Genomic DNA, 17,231 nt, shown 5'->3' on the forward strand with positions numbered 1-17,231 from the left:
CCGGGCCTTTTCTTTTTACCGTGCAAATACCCTTTGTGGGGGACGGCTAATAGAGTGCCCGTTCCTCAATCGCTTTGCGGACTTTGATCAACGCGTCCGGCAACAGGCTCAAATCAACAGAGCCAAGCGCCAGCCGGATAGCATGGGGCACATCTTTGGAAACCGCAAACGGCTCGGCCGTTGAAATAGAAATATTCTGACGCGCCAAATCCATAACAAGCTGATCGGCCCGCACATTTTGAGGCAACGAGATCCACACAAAATATGAGGCCGGATGGGCTTTATAGTTCAACCCTTTCAGCGCCTTACGGGCAATAGCCTGCCGTTTTTCCGCGTCTTTGCGTTTTTCCTCTTCCAACCACTGGATACTGCCATCCGTCAGCCACTTGCACACAATCGCTGTCATTACCGGTGGTGTGTTCCAGGTGGTCGCACGGATAGATCTTCTTATTGCGGGAACCCACTCAGAGGGCGCGGACAAGAATCCAACTCGCAATCCTGTCGCTATGCTTTTGGATACACCTGAAACATAAACCGTTCTTTCAGGGGCAAGGGCGGCAAGCGGAACAGGGGAGTTTTCGGCCAAAAATGCATAGGCCGCATCTTCGATAATGCAAAGATCGTATTTTCGGGCAATCGACACCAATTCTTTTCTTTGGGCCAGATCCAGAACCCAGCCTAACGGATTATGAAGCGTTGGAATGACATAAAGGGCCCGAACTGTTCGCGCCTGACAAATTTCATTTAACGCCGACAGGTCCGGACCGTGATCCAACGCAGGGATTGGCACAAGTTCTACCCGAAACGCATCAGCAACCACCTTTATTCCCGGATAAGTCAAAGCATCGACGGCAATCACATCCCCCGGACGCAACAGTGACATTACAGCCAGAGACAACCCGTGCTGGGCGCCGCTGACAATCATAACCTGTTCTGACGACGTATTAACACCCTGCGACGCAAGATAGTCGGTAATCACACGGCGTTCATGAAGGCGCCCTTCATGAGGTTGATAACGAAGCAGTGTCTCCACCTCACCGCCCCCCGCCAACTGCCTCAAGGCATTTCTCAAATGATCCGATTGCTGAGGAAGAACCCCATAGTTAAACGTCAAATCGATCATATCGGGAGCGACAGGATGCTGGTCCGCACCGTGGCCATCTGGAACTGCGCTTTCGCGGACAAATGTCCCGCGCCCTCGCTCCCCGCTGACAAGGCCCATTTGTTCCAGCTCAGCGTATACCCGGGTTGCTGTAACCAGCGCAATTCCTTTCATTGCAGATAATTGCCGATGGGTGGGTAATCGGGTCCCGGGCGCTATGTTGCCGGCTCGGATATCAGCAGCAATTCGGTCGACTACCTGTTTATAGCGGGCTTGCGGCATATCAATTGTATCCATGACAATAATTTTATTGTCATGATTTTAGCGGCTATGCTGACACTCAACAACCCTAAACAACAAGGCTTATTTCCGATGCATATTTCCCTTTTGACCTTCGACGGCTTTAACGAACTGGACACCCTTATTGCTCTGGGCATTCTCAATCGTGTCAAAAAACAGAACTGGCGGGTGTCCATAGCAAGCCCAACGCGCACAGTCCGCTCTATGAACGGTGTAGTCCTAGAACGTCACATTTCACTGGAAGAAGCCTGCAAGACAGAGGTTGTTCTTGTTGGTAGTGGGTCAAAAACGCGGGAAATTGCCAATGATCATTCCCTGATGGGCCAGATCGACCTTAACCCGCGTCATCATCTTATCGGGGCACAATGTTCTGGAACCCTTCTGTTGGCTAAGCTGGGGCTCCTCAGCGATATACCGGCCTGTACGGATCTTACAACCCGGCCATGGGTGGAAGAGGCGGGGATAGAGGTGCTTGATCAGGCGTTTCATGCCTCTGGGAATATCGCAACTGCCGGCGGGTGCTTGGCCTCCCAATATCTGGCTTTTTGGGTGCTTGCGCGGACAGAGGGGCTAAAGGCCGCAGAGAACGCCCTGCACTATGTAGCTCCGGTCGGAGAAAAAGAAGACTATGTGGCACGTGCCCGTGACATCACGCGCCCTTTTTTATCTGCGACTGTTGCAACATAGCGCTTTTCAAAAACCGTTCAACCGGTATGATTTGGCATGATCCAGATTACGCCACAGATATTTATTCACGAAGATGAAATTGAAGAGAGCTTTATTCGGTCATCCGGTCCTGGTGGCCAGAATGTGAACAAAGTCGAAACGGCTGTTCAGCTCCGTTTCAAAGCAAAAGAAAGCCCTAACCTGCCCCACGCTGTGTATAATCGGCTGGTCAGGATCGCCGGCCAGAAAATGACCAAAGAAGGTGTTCTTATCCTGACTGCCAGCGAGTTTCGCAGTCAGGACCGAAACCGCAAAGCGGCGTTGGAACGGCTTGTATCATTGATCCGTGAAGCCACGGTCGTTCCCAAATACAGACGCCCGACAAAACCCACCTACTCGTCCAAACAAAAACGCATGGAAAAGAAAACCCAGCGCGGGGCTATCAAGAAAAACCGCGGCCGGGTTTCACGGTCCGATTATTGATCAACTGACCGTCAAAGGTGAGACGGGCAACTTGACCTATCTAATATAAAAAAAATTGAATATAGTGGGCGTCCCTAGAATTTCATTAGAGTTGGAAGGCGCCATGTCTAACACCGACAAAATATTCAGCGGATCTATACCGGAATTCTATGATACCTATTTGGTCCCCCTGATCTTTGAAGAATTTGCCAATGATCTGGCACAACGCGTTTGTGACCTGTCACCCAGCAGAATACTGGAGATCGCAGCCGGAAGTGGTGTTGTCACCCGTGCCCTAGCTCCCAAGCTGAAGGCCGGGTCACATTATTGTGTGACCGATCTTAATCAAGCCATGCTGGACCACGCGAAAACCAAACAAACGGCCGATGCTCGTATAATCTGGCAACAGGCTGATGCTTTGAACCTTCCTTACAATTCGTCAAGTTTTGACGTCGCAATTTGCCAGTTTGGCGTCATGTTTTTCCCCGATCGAGTGGCCGGGTATAAAGAAGCCAGACGCGTTCTTACACCAGACGGTGCGCTTGCTTTCAATGTGTGGGACGAAATATCGGTCAACGAGTTTGCCGATGTTGTGACCCAAGCCGCGGCCGAAGTGTTCCCGGAGGCACCTCCTCGTTTCCTGGCGCGCACGCCCCACGGATATCATGACATCTCTCAAATCGAGGAAGAACTGAGAGAAGCGGGCTTCTCTAAGATCAAGATCGAAACACTGGAAAAACAAAGCAGCGCTTTAAATGCCAGCATCCCTGCAATTGCCTATTGTCAGGGCACCCCGCTTCGAAACGAGATTGAGCAAAGAGATCCTGAAAAACTTGGCCATGTAACGGACATTGCCACAAAGGCAATTGCCGCACGATTTGGTGACGGCCCGGTCAACAGTAAAATCAGGGGACATGTAATCACCGCATTTTCCTAGCAAAAGCCGCGCTAAAAAGACCCCCAAACGAGACCCCCGTGCCTGAACCACCTCAGGATACGCCTGTCCTGCAGCCTGATAAATACGAAGCGCGTTGGATTAGAAAGTTTTTCAGCCTGTCCTCATATCCCGCAGGCACTGCATTGATCACAGACGGACGTTGGGCAATGCTTGTGCGCCAGTTATGAAGTGTGGTCCGTGTCTCAGTCAAAGACTGATTGAACTCGGTCTCAAAGACATCAAAATATCTGAAAATGGTCCCATAGACACCATCAATCATATGAAAGGTCGCCCCTCCAAAAAAAGGACCGTCAATCTCTGAACTGATCCGCTGTAATTTGGCAATGAGGTCTGTTCTACTCAACTCAAACTCCGCCCGGGTTTTCGCCGAATAAAAACGCCCGATCTCTTTCAGGGTTTCGGACCCAAATTCGATCCAGGATCTATGCCGCGCTTTTTCCAAAGGGTTCGAAGGATGCAGGGACCCCGCTGTTATTTCATCCAGATATTCAGCGATCACCTGACTTTCAAAGATCACAGCCTCCTGATGCTGTAGAAGCGGGACCCGTCCCAGCGGGGACAGGGTTGAAAACCAATCCGGTTTATTCGCCAAATCAATATAGGTCCGTTCATGAGGGATCTTTTTCTCGTCCAATACAATAACGGCTCTTTGGACATATGGACAAAGATGGTGGCTTATCAGATGCAGGTCGTTCATGGTTATTTCTCCTTATACATGCAGTTGCATATATTTAGTTCTTTATTGCTGGAAATTCAATGCACTTGCATGTAAATTGTGTTTATGAAATCAATGAATGAAGAAACCGTTCAGGTTTGGATCCGTTTGGTGCGTGCCCATGAGCGGGCGCTAAGCACCATCGAGACAGCGTTAAAGAAGGCAGGATTTCCGCCTCTTGCCTGGTATGACTGCCTTTGGGAGCTTGAACAGGCGGGCGAAGCAGGGCTGCGTCCAAGCGAGTTAAACGATGCTCTTTTGCTCCCGCAATATGGGGTATCGCGTATTCTCGATCGTCTTGAAAAAGCTGGGTATATTCGCCGAAGACCCTGCGAGGAAGACAGGCGGGCGCAACAGCTTTTCCTGACGCCAGCCGGTCAGAAAACCCGGCTTGCCATGTGGCCGATCTATCAGGAAGCATTAGAGCAGGCCGTTGGCCGCCGATTGTCACTAGACCAGCAAAGAAAGATCGCGTCTTTGCTAAAACCCCTGATGGATTAAGGGGCGAGCCAACTCAAAACCAGAAGCCAACTTGAAATTGTCACGACCCCTAACAGGGTGCTTTGCAAAACCGTATTCGCCGCGATATCAACTGATCGATTATAGAAAGTCGCGAAGATATAGACATTCAGTCCCGATGGCATGGCGGCAGTAATGACGGCAACCCGTGTCATATTCCAATCCAGCCCGAACACATAATGACTAAGAACCAACGCAATAAACGGGTGCAGAACCAACTTGATAAGCGAGGAGACAAGCGCCTGTTCCCAACTATCTCGCAACTGATATTGATTAAGGGCTCCGCCCAATCCGAACAATGCAGCCGGCAATACTGCCAGCGCCAGCATTTTGGTCACATCATTGATCAGCCCGGGAACCGGCAGACTGGTCAGGTTTGCGAAAATTCCAAGACTGATACCGATCAGCAACGGATTGCTTAAAATGCGGCTTAGCGCTTCCTTTATCGTGCTCTTAAGGGGTGCTCCATCCCGCCGGGCGATTTCCATCGCTACCATGCCCGAGCTCATCAATACAGGTGCATGAAATCCAACAATTGCGAACAGATAGGGCAATGCCTCGTCGCCATAGGCCCGCTGAATGATCGGCAACCCCAGCAAAATCGTATTTGAAAAATAGGCCGAAAAGCCAACCGCCACAGACTCACCCGGCCGGCGCCGGAACGCCCATCGGGCAATTAGAAAAGCAACCGCAAAGCAGGCGAAGGCCCCAATATAAAAGGATGACAAATAGTGCGGGTTGAACAATTTCGCAAAGTCGATTTTTAACATGGCCTGAAACAACAGGCACGGGGTCGCAAAATTATTGACGAAACTAATCAGGCCCTGCACACCTGCGGCTGGATAAAGCGAAAAGCGAACGCTTAGATACCCAATGGCAACCAATCCAAAAATCGGGCCGACAACGGATAAAACCTCAAGCATTGGCTTTAATGAGCCTCGCCCCAGTTATCCCCGATCCCGGCATCAACAATCAGCGGCACGGAAATTTCAACAGCCGGCAAGGCCGCATTTTCCATAACGTCCTTGATCACGGCGGCCGTTTGTTCAGTTTCACTTTCCGGAACTTCAAAAATCAATTCATCATGGACCTGCAGCAGCATCCGACCGTTCAGCTTGGCTGCCGTCAGTGCATCTGGCAGGCGGATCATCGCCCGTTTGATTATATCCGCCGCGGATCCCTGAATAGGGGCATTAATCGCTGCCCGTTCTGAAAAGCCGCGCCGCGCCCCGTTCTTGTCATTTATGCCCGGCAGATGAACTTTGCGGCCAAAAATGGTTTCGACATATTCATGCTCATGGCAATACGCTTTGGTTTCGTCCATATATTTTCGAATACCGGGATATTGCTCAAAATAGGCTTCAATATAGCCTTGCGCCTCGGTCCGTGAAACACCCAGCTGACGGGCCAGACCAAAAGCACTGATCCCATAAATGATGCCAAAGTTAATCGCCTTCGCTGCCCGGCGTTGCATCGGATCCATGCCTTCCATGGGAATACCAAAGACCTGAGACGCTGTTTTGGCATGGATATCCTGTCCGTTCGCAAACGCCTCTTTCAGGCTTTCGATATTCGCCATATGGGCCAGAATACGCAATTCAATCTGTGAATAGTCTGCACTGATCAGCTTATGGCCGGGCTCAGCAATAAAAGCCTGCCGCAGTTTCCGGCCTTCTTCCGTCCGAATGGGGATATTTTGCAGATTTGGTTCAGAGGACGCCAGACGCCCGGTGGCCGCCGCCGCTAAGCTAAAAGAGGTATGAATTCGGTTGGTGCTTGGATTGACCTGTGCCTGCAAGGCATCCGTATAGGTGCTTTTCAGTTTCGACAGCTGCCGCCAGTCCAGCACTTTACGGGCAAGCTCAACACCGTCTGCCGCCAATCCCTCCAACACTCCGACATCCGTTGTATACGCGCCGTTTTTACCTTTTTTGCCGCCCTTAATCCCCATTTTATCAAACAGGATTTCTCCTAATTGTTTCGGAGACGCAACATTAAACTCTTCCCCGGCAAGTTCATGAATTTCCGTCACAAAATCTGCCATTCGGGCGCCAAAATCTTCGGACAGGTTGCTCAGAAACGGCACATCAACTTTAATCCCTTCCCGTTCCATCTGGGCGACGACAGGCACAAGCGGCCGTTCAATTCGCTCATACAGCCGGGTTACATTTTGCGCGGCAATGCCAGGTTTAAGCTGCATATGCAGGCGCAATGTCAAATCGGCGTCCTCTGCCGCATAGGCCGTTGCTTTATCGATCGGAACTTCCGCAAAGGTGATCTGGGATTTTCCTGTTCCGCAGACTTCTTTAAACGGGATCGGCGAAATACCAAAATGCAGCTTGGAGAGTTCATCCATGCCATGCCCGTGCAATCCTGCTTCCTGACAATAAGAGATCAGCATCGTGTCATCAACGGGACTGACATGAACCCCTTCGTTGGCAAGAATAACAAGGTCATATTTAATATTCTGCCCGATTTTAAGCACGGATGGGTCTTCCAATAACGGTTTCAGGGCCGCCAGCGCTTCCCCTTTCGGCAACTGGTCCAGCGCCTCGCCGTCTTGATCAGAGGCCGCGTCATCGCCGAAATCAAAACCACCCTGAGCCGCCGGTTTTGTGTGACCAAGCGGAATATAGCAGGCTTTTCCCGGCTCAACGGCCAGCGACACCCCAACCAACTTGGCTTGCATGGCGTTCAGACTGGTGGTTTCTGTATCCACCGCCACATGCCCTTTATAGGTTGCAAGATCAATCCAACGCTGAAGATCAGCCATGGTCGTAACTGTTTCATATTCCGTTTCGACTGCGGACAGGTTCAGATCACTTGTTGGCCGTTCATCTTCCCTCGGTTTCGCGGTTTCTATTTTGGGGATATTTATTTTAAACTCACTGCCATAAAAAGCAGAAACACGGCTGCTTAATTGACGAAACTCGTTTTCAGCCAAAAACGCACCCAGATCGTCCGCTACAGGTTCGTTAAGGTTCAGATCTTCGACCGCCAGGTCCAGTTCAACATCATCTTTCAAGCGCACCAGTTCCCGGCTGACACGCGCCATTTCGGCATGCTCAAGCAGTTTTTCCCGTCTGCCTTTTTGCTTGATTTCGCCGGCCCGCTCCAACAGGGTATCCAGATCGCCATATTCGTTAATCAGCAAGGCTGCCGTTTTGATGCCAATCCCGGGCACGCCCGGAACATTGTCCACACTATCCCCCGCCAGCGACTGAATATCGACCACCTTATCCGGACCAACGCCAAATTTTTCATGCACTTCTTCAACGCCGATGTCTTTACCCTTCATCGGATCGAGCATGGTCACCAGGCCGCCAACCAACTGCATCAAATCCTTGTCGGATGATACGATGACACATTCCATGTCTTTTTCACGGGCCTGACGCGCGTAGGTCGCAATGATATCATCCGCTTCAAACCCCTGCTTTTCGATGGCCGGGACGTTAAAGGCCCGGGTTGCTTCCCGCACCAGCGGAAATTGCGGGATAAGATCTTCAGGCGGGGCGTCCCGGTTGGCTTTATACTCGGGGTATATTTCAGTACGAAACGTTTTTCGGCTTGTATCAAAGATCACCGCCAAATGACTGATACGCCCATCACGCTGGGTATCCTGTATCAATTTGAACAGCATGTTCGAAAAACCCAGCACCGCCCCCGTCGGTGTGCCGTCCGAACGCGAAATCGGCCCGCGTCCTCGGATCATGGCAAAATAGGCACGAAAAATATAACCGGATCCATCCACCAGATAGACACGATGTTTCTGGTTCGGATCGCCGGTTACGTCTTTTTCTTGCATACTGCCTCGCTTTTACATGCCCCTGAAAGGCATCTTTATTTGGATTAAGTGTTCGCGTGTCCTGCTGATCAGACGATCAGTGATCACCCGAAACTTTTGCGCCTTCTTTTAGAACAAACAAATGCCCGCAATAAGGACATTCAACTTTGTTGTCATTGCCAAGATTGAGGTAAACACGAGGGTGCCCCAAGGCGCCTTTCCCTCCATCGCAATGCACTTTAAGGCTTTCAACTTCACTTTTTTCAGGTGCGTCCATGACCCGTTCCATTTCCACTAATTCATATGCCAGACTTGCATACCGGTTCCAATGTGATTAAGTCTTTGCACAGAATGACCAGTATGGGGTCGGATGATATCGATTGCGGTTGCTTTCGCAAGTTTGAAATGCGTAAAACCGCTCTTCACCAAGAAAGAGTATCACTTCATGTCCGCTGTTGCAGCTCACGAAATCGGAACCGAAAACGCTCTGGAAGTTCGGGACCTTAGAAAAATCTATAAAGGAAAAGGCGGCGCACCAGACAAAGAAGCCCTGAAAGGGATTAATCTGGATGTGCCCCGTGGTTCTTTCTTTGCCCTTCTGGGCCCCAATGGCGCCGGAAAATCAACGCTGATCAACATTCTCGCCGGTCTCGTGAATAAAAGCTCCGGTCATGCGCGGGTCTGTGGATTTGATATCGAGAAGGACATGCGCGCCGCGCGTCGATCCTTAGGTGTTGTGCCTCAAGAACTGAACCTGGATGCCTTTTTCTCGGCCCGTGAAGTTATGGAATTTCAGGCCGGATTATACGGCGTTCCAAAATCCGCCCGCCGGACTGACGAAATTCTGGCCGCAATGGGACTGACAGATAAAGCCGATTCCTATGCCCGCACCCTTTCAGGCGGTATGCGCCGTCGTCTTCTGGTCGCCAAAGCGATGGTTCACCAACCCGAAGTTCTTATTCTGGACGAACCGACAGCCGGTGTGGATATCGAACTTCGTCAGCAACTTTGGCATCATATCCGCCTGCTGAACGAAGCAGGTACAACCATCATTCTGACAACCCACTATCTGGAAGAAGCCGAGGAGCTATGCGACCAGATCGCCATTATCAATCATGGGGAAGTGGTGGCCTGCGAGCCAACAGAAAAACTTCTGTCCAAGCTGGATGCCAAAACCATAACGTTGGTACTGGAAACGGACATCCCCGAAATACCGAACTGTCTTGCGCGTTTTAACCCGTCCTTGAAATTGGGGCGCCATCTGACAATTGATTACAAACCCAGCGAAGTTGGGATCAGCCAGATCCTGTCGGAGGTCTCTGCAAGTGGCCTGTCGATCGTAGATCTGACAACCCACGAGCCAGATCTGGAAGATGCGTTTTTGCAAATGACATCGTCCAAAAAGAAATAAATACCCGCCGTCACTTTTCAAATCTCACCAATTGCCATACTGTTGGGGCGCAAACAATGGGTGCATCTTTAATTGCCAAAGGTAGAAATTAAATGACAAGAGTTCTCTATACAGGTGGTCAGGTTTTCGACGGACAGGAAACAATGCTGACCGATCATGCCGTCATGGTCGAAGGTGACACAATTACAGAAGTCGCCCCTGTGGGTAATTTTGCGGGATTTGATGGTCAGACAGTCGATATTTCAGGGGGCACCATCATGCCCGGTATCGGTGATTGCCATGTTCACCTTGTCTATAAAGGCGGGGCCCGCCCTTCCGAAGAAGTTGAAGGACAAAATCCTGCCGAAATTACGCTTTGTGCTCTTGAAAATGCGCAGTCCAGTCTGAAAACCGGCGTGACGGCAGTTCGCGATTGCGGCGGTCACAAATATCTGGAATTCCCGGTACGCGATGCCTGTAACAGCGGTCGCTTCACAGGCCCCAATATCATGGCATCCGGCCGGATGATTTGCATGACCGGGGGCCACGGCAACCGACATGGCCGGGTCGCAGATGGCTGCGATGAAGTGGTCAAAGCGGTGCGCGAACAGGTTCATGCGGGCAGCGATCTTGTGAAAATCATGGCAACGGGCGGGGTCATGACCAAAGGCGTCGATCCGGAAGATGCCCATTATAGTGCAGAAGAAATGGCCGCCGGCATCAACGAAGCCAAACGGTTCCGCCGGACAACCGCATCTCATGCGCAAGGGGCCGAGGGCATCATGAACGCCGTTCTAGGCGGCATTACATCCATCGAGCATGGTATCTTTATGGATGATCAATGTCTGGAAGCCATGCTGGAACGCGGCACATATCTGGTGCCCACACTGGCCGCCGTCAAGAATATTATCGTCAACAAAGAAAACGGCATTGCCGATTACGTTGTCGAAAAAGCGCTGCGCGTTTATGACAAACACCGGGAAAGCTTCAAAATGTATTATGAAGCTGGCGGAAAAATTGCCATGGGTACCGACGCGGGAACACCGTTTAACCTGCATGGTAAAAACACGCAGGAACTGGCTTATATGGTCGAGTGCGGCATGACCAATATGGACTCGTTAAAAGCCTCTACCTCCGTTGCTCATGAGCTGATGCAATTTACAGATCGCGGGCAGATTAAAGCAGGCTTCAAAGCGGATCTTTTGGTGGTCAATGGAAACCCGGCAGAGGATATCCAGATGGCTGCGAACCCTGAAAACCACCGGTTTGTTGTTAAAAACGGGGCGCGGGTAGCTCTTTAGCAAAGACAGCCTTAAGACCCTTCCAAAAGCCAGCGGTGAAACGCTGGCTTTTTTGATTTTTATGCAAAATGCCCTATTTTATAGAAAGGAAAGGATCCCAATCATCAGGAGGGTAAGAGGATGAGCATGGGCAATGACATGATCCGACTAAAAGAGAGAAAAGAGCGGTTTTGGGCACGCCGACAAAAAGAGCGGTCCATGCATAAAGAAGAAAAAATGGATTTCAGCCGGGATTTTCAAACGCTGAAAGACCGCAAAGCCGCGAGGGAAACCCTCGCCGCCAAACGAAAAGCAATGCATCATTAAAGGGCCCCGCCGTAACGTGCGGGCCAGCCAGTAAATAAGAAGCCCAAACGGCCGCTTTCCCGGTCATAAAAAACCGGTCAAGGACCGGGCGCCTTAACCTGCGGCCAAAAAACCAAAGACGCAGGCTGTCTGCAAGATCATCAAAAAGTCAGGCTTAAACCTACGCCAGCAAATGTGCTTTGGGAAGACCGACCCATATTCAGCTTGGCTGACAGGTTTCCAGACGCATTTTTAAACGCCAGCCCCGTATTCACATAGGCGCCTTCTTCGACCGAAAAGTCGAACTTTACGAAAGGTGAAGCCATGCCCTGTTTCTCACCGCGCCAACCCCCTATCGGAATACCGTAGGAAATCAGCCCGGAAATTGAATATTCATCATAGTCATCCCGACCGAGCGTTTTTTCCGCGATCACAGATCCAGCCAGCCCCTGATCGGTAGCGTTCAGGCGCACCCCTGCCGACAGGGTATATGCGTCCACATCGCCATTAATGGCATCGCCAAAATCATAAATATATTCCAGACCGCCAAATGGCTCAACCCGGAGGCTATCCAGCGCAAAGCCATAGGCGATTTCAACACCTGGGGACACCCGTTGGGTGTCTGAGACCGATTTTTCGTTGGCTGTATTATCACTATAGGTAAAGGCATCGACCGTTTTCCGGCCAACCTCAAACTCAAGCTTCCCCTTGATAGTAAGCGGCGCTCCGTCAAAGCGGCGCTGGTAGGACCCGCGAATATTGGCAAACCAGCTTTCACTATCCGCATCACCCGTATCTGAGGTGTCTTTGGTGCGCTCAACCTGCCCGATGCTATATCCGAGAACCGAAGACACTGAGAAATTTTCCGACGGCTTGTACATTAAATAGGGCAACACAGAAAACGTGTCTTCCTGATAGATGCCGTTGTTAAATTCAGTTTCCACGTCAGTTATTGTATAGCCCACAGCAACGCCCGTGAGCCAGGCATCGCTCAAACGATAGTCCACCCCCAAATTATAGCCCCATACGTGACCGTTTAACCGATTGTCCTCAGTTGCACTACTCCGATCATTCTCCAGCGAGAGATAGCCTCCCTGCCCCCAAAGGGTCAACGGTTGCGAAGAGAGCAATCGACCCCTCTGGCCTGACCGGTTGAACGGATCACCTGCGCCCCTGTCCGTGCCCTCCAGCGCGAGCGCAATTTCGGATGTATCAAAGGACATCATACGGGCAAAGTCCACGGGTGAAAGTGCGCGACTTTCAGACCTGAACGGATCGTTGAAATCGACCGCTTGAAACGGGCTATTCATGCCTGAATTGGCCGGTGTGGTCGGAACGCCAGGGGCCACGGATCTTGTAAACCCGCCCCCTGCATTGAATTTCTGAAACCGATATCGGACCGATTTAACATTAAAGGCGATCTGGGTATTGGAAGCCGCCTGGGTAACAGATTGTTCCTGTTTATCTTGTTTCGCCTCTTGCCCTGCGTCTGTTGCGATCAAATCCAGACGGAGGGTGTCTTCCTTTGCAATACCGTAATCTTGCAATGTTTGGCCGTCGATGAGGGTTGTTCCGCCGAAGGTCAATCTTTGCTGGTCTGGGGTATATCCTTCTTTAGCCTGAATTTTACCTCTCACACTGTCGATGCTATCAGTAGAATTCACATCCAAAGTAATTGTTTTGGTGTCAAAAACATTAACGAAAATCTGGAAGGCCTGCGCCTGAGACGCCGTGGCAAGCATGAGGAAAAGCATCACACTGCTGACTGTTAGGATAGAAAGCAAGTGTGATAATCGAGAAATGAAATAGGGCATGAGAAGGACTTATCAGACGTGGTAGGGATCTTTTTTTCCCACAACTATCATTTTCTGCGAGACTGAGACAGACTATTTTTAAGAAGAACAGTCTCGACAGACCTGATGCAAAAAGCACCCATGCGACCGCACGCTCCTTCCTCACTTTCCCATTGCACTTTTAACAATGATCCTTTATAGCATACCTCTCCTTAAGCACCCGTAGCTCAGCTGGATAGAGCGCTGCCCTCCGAAGGCAGAGGTCACACGTTCGAATCGTGTCGGGTGCGCCATATTTCTCCTTATAAAATCAATGGTTTATAAACGTTGTGCGTGCTGCTAGTGTGATTTTTGTCTCGTATTTGTCTCGCTTAGAGAGGGTAAAAAAGATGAAATTCAAAGAAGTGGCATCGAGAGTGACTGGGCTCAGCTCTCCAATCTTCGGCATTTCGTGGAACCCACCGGAGCCGGAAATAGCTGTTGCACGCAGGATTATTACTTTCCTGGAAGACCGAAGAGTGTTGTACGTGCCTTCTGAAATGGAATCGCCGGAATACTGCGTTCGGTCGGTACTAAAAATACGCAGCTTCCTTACAGAGCAATTATCAGGCTTGAGCACAAAAAGTGATCTTACCGACACAATAAGAGCACTTCGCTCTTCATGCCGGAAATTCCTAAATACCGTTGGTGAAAATAACGAGATCGTGGCGCACGGCGCTCACCAAGGTCATTGGGCTAGTTGGGTGTTCAACGGAGCGGTAGGCGAAATGCGCGGTGTGTTCGGAATACATATCGCTCGGCTCGCTGCATCGCATGGGTTAGATGTTGAGGACGAGCTAGCAACAATCATTCCAGATGAAACTTCGGATGACGCACTCTGACAACTGGATAGGTGTTGTTGTTATCGGTAGAAACCGCCGCCTGTAGCGATTGCTGCGTTTGCCGTCATAGCAGCTTCTCTAACATATCTGATAGTTACTGTTCAGTCAGGGTTTTCAGGACAATTATTATGTATCTGTCTTGCAAAATCCATCGCTGCTGCTCGCAACATTGTGTACTTATCTATCTGTTCCTCTGTCGGAGCATGATAGGTGAATAAGTTTTCGGTTTGATCTTTGGGTGCCTCTGCTAGCATATTGTTCACGCCGTCTTCTGGAATTGTTATTACCATAATTTTTGATTAATTGGTTACCGCCACTCCCTGCACTAAAGAGTACATCAAAATGCAGGGAGCACAGTAATCCTTGTAAATTACCTACCCAATTGTCAAAAAACTTCATTTATATTCTATCATATGGGGTATTTTTTGTCTCTTTTTGGACTCCTATATGACATTCGCAGGAGACGCTTTGACTTCCCCAGTGTTTTCATTGCCTTTTAAACAGGAAACTCTGCCCTAATTGTGCAGCACTCTCGTAACTCATTGTTTTTATTAAGGAGTCTTGCACCTCCGAAGGCAGAGGCCACACGTTCGAATCGTGTCGGGTGCGCCATATTTTTTCTTTGAAAATCAATGTGGATCATTTTGAACAGTGCGTAATTTGCGTGGTGGCCAGAATGTGACCGCGATAATCATTTTCCAATCGGTTTATTCGTAAAAGGGTTCTGGCAAATAACTGATGTCGTTAGCCCGATGAGCGCCTTCGAAGAATTCGTGGGGTTTACGTGACATCTCTGTTTTTTCGACCAGTAAAAGATATCATCCCAAGGGTGGTTTGCCGCCCGCAAATGATGGGTCAGTACGCTCAAAGAAAGCCATATGAGCCCTGTTTTTTCAGGTCAGAAAAATGTCATTTCCGGTGCAGATATGTCGTTCATTGACACAGACTTTGACATCCGTCATGTTTGCCCTCAAAATCGAGGGGAATTAATCGGGTTAAAACGCTGGCAAAATGCCTGTTTCCGCCCTTTAAACTGGATGAATTTGATTGATGCCAAAAGCCAAAATATACCTTGCTGACCTCACTCATAACGGCCTTGTCCTATCGTCAAATGTTTTTCCCCTGTCCATTGGGCTCGTCGGTGCGTATTTACTGGATAAAAAGCCCGATGAAGTCTCGCTGGAACTGTTCAAATATCCGGAAGATTTAAGTCAGGCCCTTGAAACTGAGGTGCCCGATATTGTGGGTTTTGCCAATTATTCCTGGAATTATGACCTGGCGCGGCAATATGCCAAAACCATCAAAAAGCTCTGGCCTGAAACTGTGATTGTTTTTGGCGGGCCAAATTATGGCCTGACAGATGAAGAGATTGCCGCTTTCTGGAAGCGCAATCCGGATATCGATTTCCATGTCGCCCGCGAGGGAGAAGAAGCCTTTTGCCTTCTTCTGGATGCCCTTGTCGCGGCTGACTTTGATGTGGCCAAAATTAAGACTCAACGGCAAGAAATTGGGAATATCCATTACGCCATTGGCGATGAGATTATTCAAGGCCCCCTATTGCCCCGATTGAACCTGGAAGATGTTCCCTCTCCCTATCTGATGGGATTAATGGATAAGTTCTTTGATGAAAATCTGGGCCCCATGATCCACACAACACGGGGCTGCCCTTTCTCCTGCGCCTTTTGCACGGAAGGCACAAAATACTATAATCTGGTAAGCCAGCGGGAAGGCCAGTTGGAAGCCGAAATGACCTATATATCCGAACGGGTTCGCGGCCCGCGGGATTTGTACATTTCAGATGCCAATTTTGGTATGTTCAAACAGGATTATGAAAAAGCACGCATTATCGCGCAGTGCCAGGAAAAATATAACTATCCGAAATATGTCCATGTTTCGACCGGCAAAAACCAGAAAGAACGCGTGGTCGACATTGTTAAAAGCCTGAACGGGGCCGTCAGTATGGCCGCGTCCTTGCAGTCCACCGATGCGACGGTACTTGCAAATGTCGCGCGGTCCAACATATCCGTCGATAAATTATCAGAAGCGGGCAAAATGGCGAATACCAACGCCACGGGCACCTATTCCGAGCTTATTCTTGGCCTGCCCGGCGATTCAATCGCGGCCCATAAACAATCTTTGCGCGACACGGTCGAAATGGATTTCGATAACATCCGGATGTATCAACTTATCATGTTGCCGCAAACCGTCCTCAACACCCCTGACAACCGGGTTAAGTATGACATGCGGACCAAACACCGGATCATGCCGCGCTCCTTCGGGCGTTACGCACTCGCCGGCGAAGAAATTGTCTCAGTGGAATCTGAAGAAATTCTGGTCTCCAATTCCACATTACCGTTCGACGATTATGTGACCTGCCGTGAAATGGATCTAACCATCGAGATCCTGCATAACGGGAAGGTTTTTGCGGAGGTTCAGGGGCTTTGCAAAGCCTATGGGCTTTCCTGGTTCGACTTCATCATGCGTTTCTTTGACCGCCGGCGGGAATTCTCTGACGATATCACGAAGATGTATGATGACTTCAGGGTCGGCACATCAGATCGTCTCTGGGACAGCGCAGAAGAGCTGGGAGATAATGTGCGGCGGGATATTGACCGTATGCTGGTTGATGAACGAGGCACGAACGAAATGTCGACCGGTAAAGCAACGGCGTTCTTTGTTCTGTTTGATCAAATGAACACGGTCATTTTTTCGGTCCTCGAAGACTGGCTTGCTGATCTTGGCAAACTGGATGACCTCGCAAGCGCTTATTTGAAAGAACTTCAGCGGTTTAGCCGGATCAGAAAACAGGCCCTGCTTTCCGAAAAAGCAGACTATAATGAAAGCTTCTCCTTTGACATGGAGAAAGCAGAGAAGAACTCTTTTCAGATCCTGCCGGAACAGCTTTCCATCAACAGTGCGCAGATTTATTCGCTGACGCACAACTCGGTTCAGCGCGAGCTTATTGAAAATTATGCAGATGAATTTGGCGATAGTTTCGATGGGTTAGGAAAATTGCTGATGCGTTATCCTCATATTCACCGATTGTTTAGAAAGCCTGTTGCAGCAGCGTAAGGA

The 17,231-nt window shown here is 49.9% G+C and carries 15 protein-coding genes and 2 tRNA genes; 11 read left to right on the forward strand and 6 right to left on the reverse strand.

Going from position 1 to position 17,231, the window contains the following annotated elements; translation table 11 throughout:
- Positions 1 to 46: 46 nt before the first annotated feature.
- Positions 47 to 1,384: a PLP-dependent aminotransferase family protein gene (locus tag ACJAYR_RS03895; RefSeq protein WP_415235451.1), complete on the reverse strand. Its 1,338-nt coding sequence runs from the start codon at positions 1,382 to 1,384 to the stop codon at positions 47 to 49.
- Positions 1,385 to 1,474: 90 nt separating this feature from the next.
- On the opposite strand from ACJAYR_RS03895, the gene ACJAYR_RS03900 reads away from it, so the two are divergent.
- The 3 genes from ACJAYR_RS03900 (at position 1,475) to ACJAYR_RS03910 (ending at position 3,467) form a co-directional block, all read left to right on the forward strand.
- Entirely contained in the window at positions 1,475 to 2,089 is a 615-nt protein-coding gene (locus tag ACJAYR_RS03900; RefSeq protein WP_415235374.1) for a DJ-1/PfpI family protein, read from the forward strand.
- A 36-nt stretch (positions 2,090 to 2,125) separates the two neighbouring features.
- Positions 2,126 to 2,551 (forward strand): alternative ribosome rescue aminoacyl-tRNA hydrolase ArfB, encoded by a 426-nt coding sequence (gene arfB, locus ACJAYR_RS03905; protein ID WP_415235375.1) that lies wholly within the window; start codon positions 2,126 to 2,128, stop codon positions 2,549 to 2,551.
- Between the two features lie 103 nt (positions 2,552 to 2,654).
- Positions 2,655 to 3,467 (forward strand): class I SAM-dependent methyltransferase, encoded by an 813-nt coding sequence (locus ACJAYR_RS03910; protein WP_415235376.1) that lies wholly within the window; start codon positions 2,655 to 2,657, stop codon positions 3,465 to 3,467.
- 52 nt (positions 3,468 to 3,519) lie between these two features.
- On the opposite strand, the gene ACJAYR_RS03915 is transcribed toward ACJAYR_RS03910, so the two are convergent.
- Positions 3,520 to 4,185: a glutathione S-transferase family protein gene (locus tag ACJAYR_RS03915; protein ID WP_415235377.1), complete on the reverse strand. Its 666-nt coding sequence runs from the start codon at positions 4,183 to 4,185 to the stop codon at positions 3,520 to 3,522.
- 84 nt (positions 4,186 to 4,269) lie between these two features.
- On the opposite strand from ACJAYR_RS03915, the gene ACJAYR_RS03920 reads away from it, so the two are divergent.
- Positions 4,270 to 4,704, forward strand: a complete 435-nt coding sequence (locus tag ACJAYR_RS03920) for a MarR family winged helix-turn-helix transcriptional regulator (protein ID WP_415235378.1) — start codon at positions 4,270 to 4,272, stop codon at positions 4,702 to 4,704.
- Here ACJAYR_RS03920 and ACJAYR_RS03925 read toward each other — a convergent pair.
- The 3 genes from ACJAYR_RS03925 to ACJAYR_RS03935 all read right to left on the reverse strand — a co-directional run bounded on the left by ACJAYR_RS03925 (position 4,701) and on the right by ACJAYR_RS03935 (position 8,783).
- Positions 4,701 to 5,645 (reverse strand): AEC family transporter, encoded by a 945-nt coding sequence (locus ACJAYR_RS03925; RefSeq protein WP_415235379.1) that lies wholly within the window; start codon positions 5,643 to 5,645, stop codon positions 4,701 to 4,703. The genes ACJAYR_RS03920 and ACJAYR_RS03925 overlap by 4 nt on opposite strands.
- Before the next feature lie 5 nt (positions 5,646 to 5,650).
- Positions 5,651 to 8,527, reverse strand: coding sequence for a DNA polymerase I (gene polA, locus ACJAYR_RS03930; protein WP_415235380.1), 2,877 nt, complete (start codon positions 8,525 to 8,527; stop codon positions 5,651 to 5,653).
- 76 nt (positions 8,528 to 8,603) lie between these two features.
- On the reverse strand, positions 8,604 to 8,783 hold the full coding sequence (locus ACJAYR_RS03935; protein ID WP_169543585.1) for a zinc-finger domain-containing protein: 180 nt from the start codon (positions 8,781 to 8,783) through the stop codon (positions 8,604 to 8,606).
- Between the two features lie 168 nt (positions 8,784 to 8,951).
- Here ACJAYR_RS03935 and ACJAYR_RS03940 point away from each other — a divergent pair, with 168 nt between their 5' ends.
- The 3 genes from ACJAYR_RS03940 to ACJAYR_RS03950 all read left to right on the forward strand — a co-directional run bounded on the left by ACJAYR_RS03940 (position 8,952) and on the right by ACJAYR_RS03950 (position 11,503).
- Positions 8,952 to 9,917, forward strand: a complete 966-nt coding sequence (locus tag ACJAYR_RS03940) for an ABC transporter ATP-binding protein (RefSeq protein WP_415235452.1) — start codon at positions 8,952 to 8,954, stop codon at positions 9,915 to 9,917.
- A gap of 92 nt (positions 9,918 to 10,009) precedes the next feature.
- A complete protein-coding gene (locus ACJAYR_RS03945) occupies positions 10,010 to 11,197 on the forward strand; it encodes an amidohydrolase family protein (protein WP_415235381.1) in 1,188 nt (395 codons plus the stop codon).
- 120 nt (positions 11,198 to 11,317) lie between these two features.
- Complete coding sequence (locus tag ACJAYR_RS03950; protein ID WP_415235382.1) at positions 11,318 to 11,503, forward strand: hypothetical protein; 186 nt, start codon at positions 11,318 to 11,320, stop codon at positions 11,501 to 11,503.
- Positions 11,504 to 11,643: 140 nt separating this feature from the next.
- On the opposite strand, the gene ACJAYR_RS03955 is transcribed toward ACJAYR_RS03950, so the two are convergent.
- Positions 11,644 to 13,236, reverse strand: a complete 1,593-nt coding sequence (locus ACJAYR_RS03955) for an autotransporter domain-containing protein (RefSeq protein ID WP_415235453.1) — start codon at positions 13,234 to 13,236, stop codon at positions 11,644 to 11,646.
- 255 nt (positions 13,237 to 13,491) lie between these two features.
- Between ACJAYR_RS03955 and ACJAYR_RS03960 the strand changes: the two genes are divergently transcribed.
- The 4 genes from ACJAYR_RS03960 (at position 13,492) to ACJAYR_RS03975 (ending at position 17,228) form a co-directional block, all read left to right on the forward strand.
- Positions 13,492 to 13,568: transfer RNA gene (locus ACJAYR_RS03960), tRNA-Arg, on the forward strand.
- A 96-nt stretch (positions 13,569 to 13,664) separates the two neighbouring features.
- Complete coding sequence (locus tag ACJAYR_RS03965; RefSeq protein WP_415235383.1) at positions 13,665 to 14,156, forward strand: DUF6650 family protein; 492 nt, start codon at positions 13,665 to 13,667, stop codon at positions 14,154 to 14,156.
- 526 nt (positions 14,157 to 14,682) lie between these two features.
- Positions 14,683 to 14,768: transfer RNA gene (locus ACJAYR_RS03970), tRNA-Arg, on the forward strand.
- A gap of 438 nt (positions 14,769 to 15,206) precedes the next feature.
- Positions 15,207 to 17,228 carry a B12-binding domain-containing radical SAM protein gene (locus ACJAYR_RS03975; RefSeq protein ID WP_415235384.1) on the forward strand — a complete coding sequence of 674 codons (2,022 nt, stop codon included), beginning with the start codon at positions 15,207 to 15,209 and terminating at the stop codon, positions 17,226 to 17,228.
- Positions 17,229 to 17,231: the final 3 nt, after the last annotated feature.

Source organism: Sneathiella sp., assembly GCF_047631475.1.
Taxonomy (GTDB): domain Bacteria; phylum Pseudomonadota; class Alphaproteobacteria; order Sneathiellales; family Sneathiellaceae; genus Sneathiella.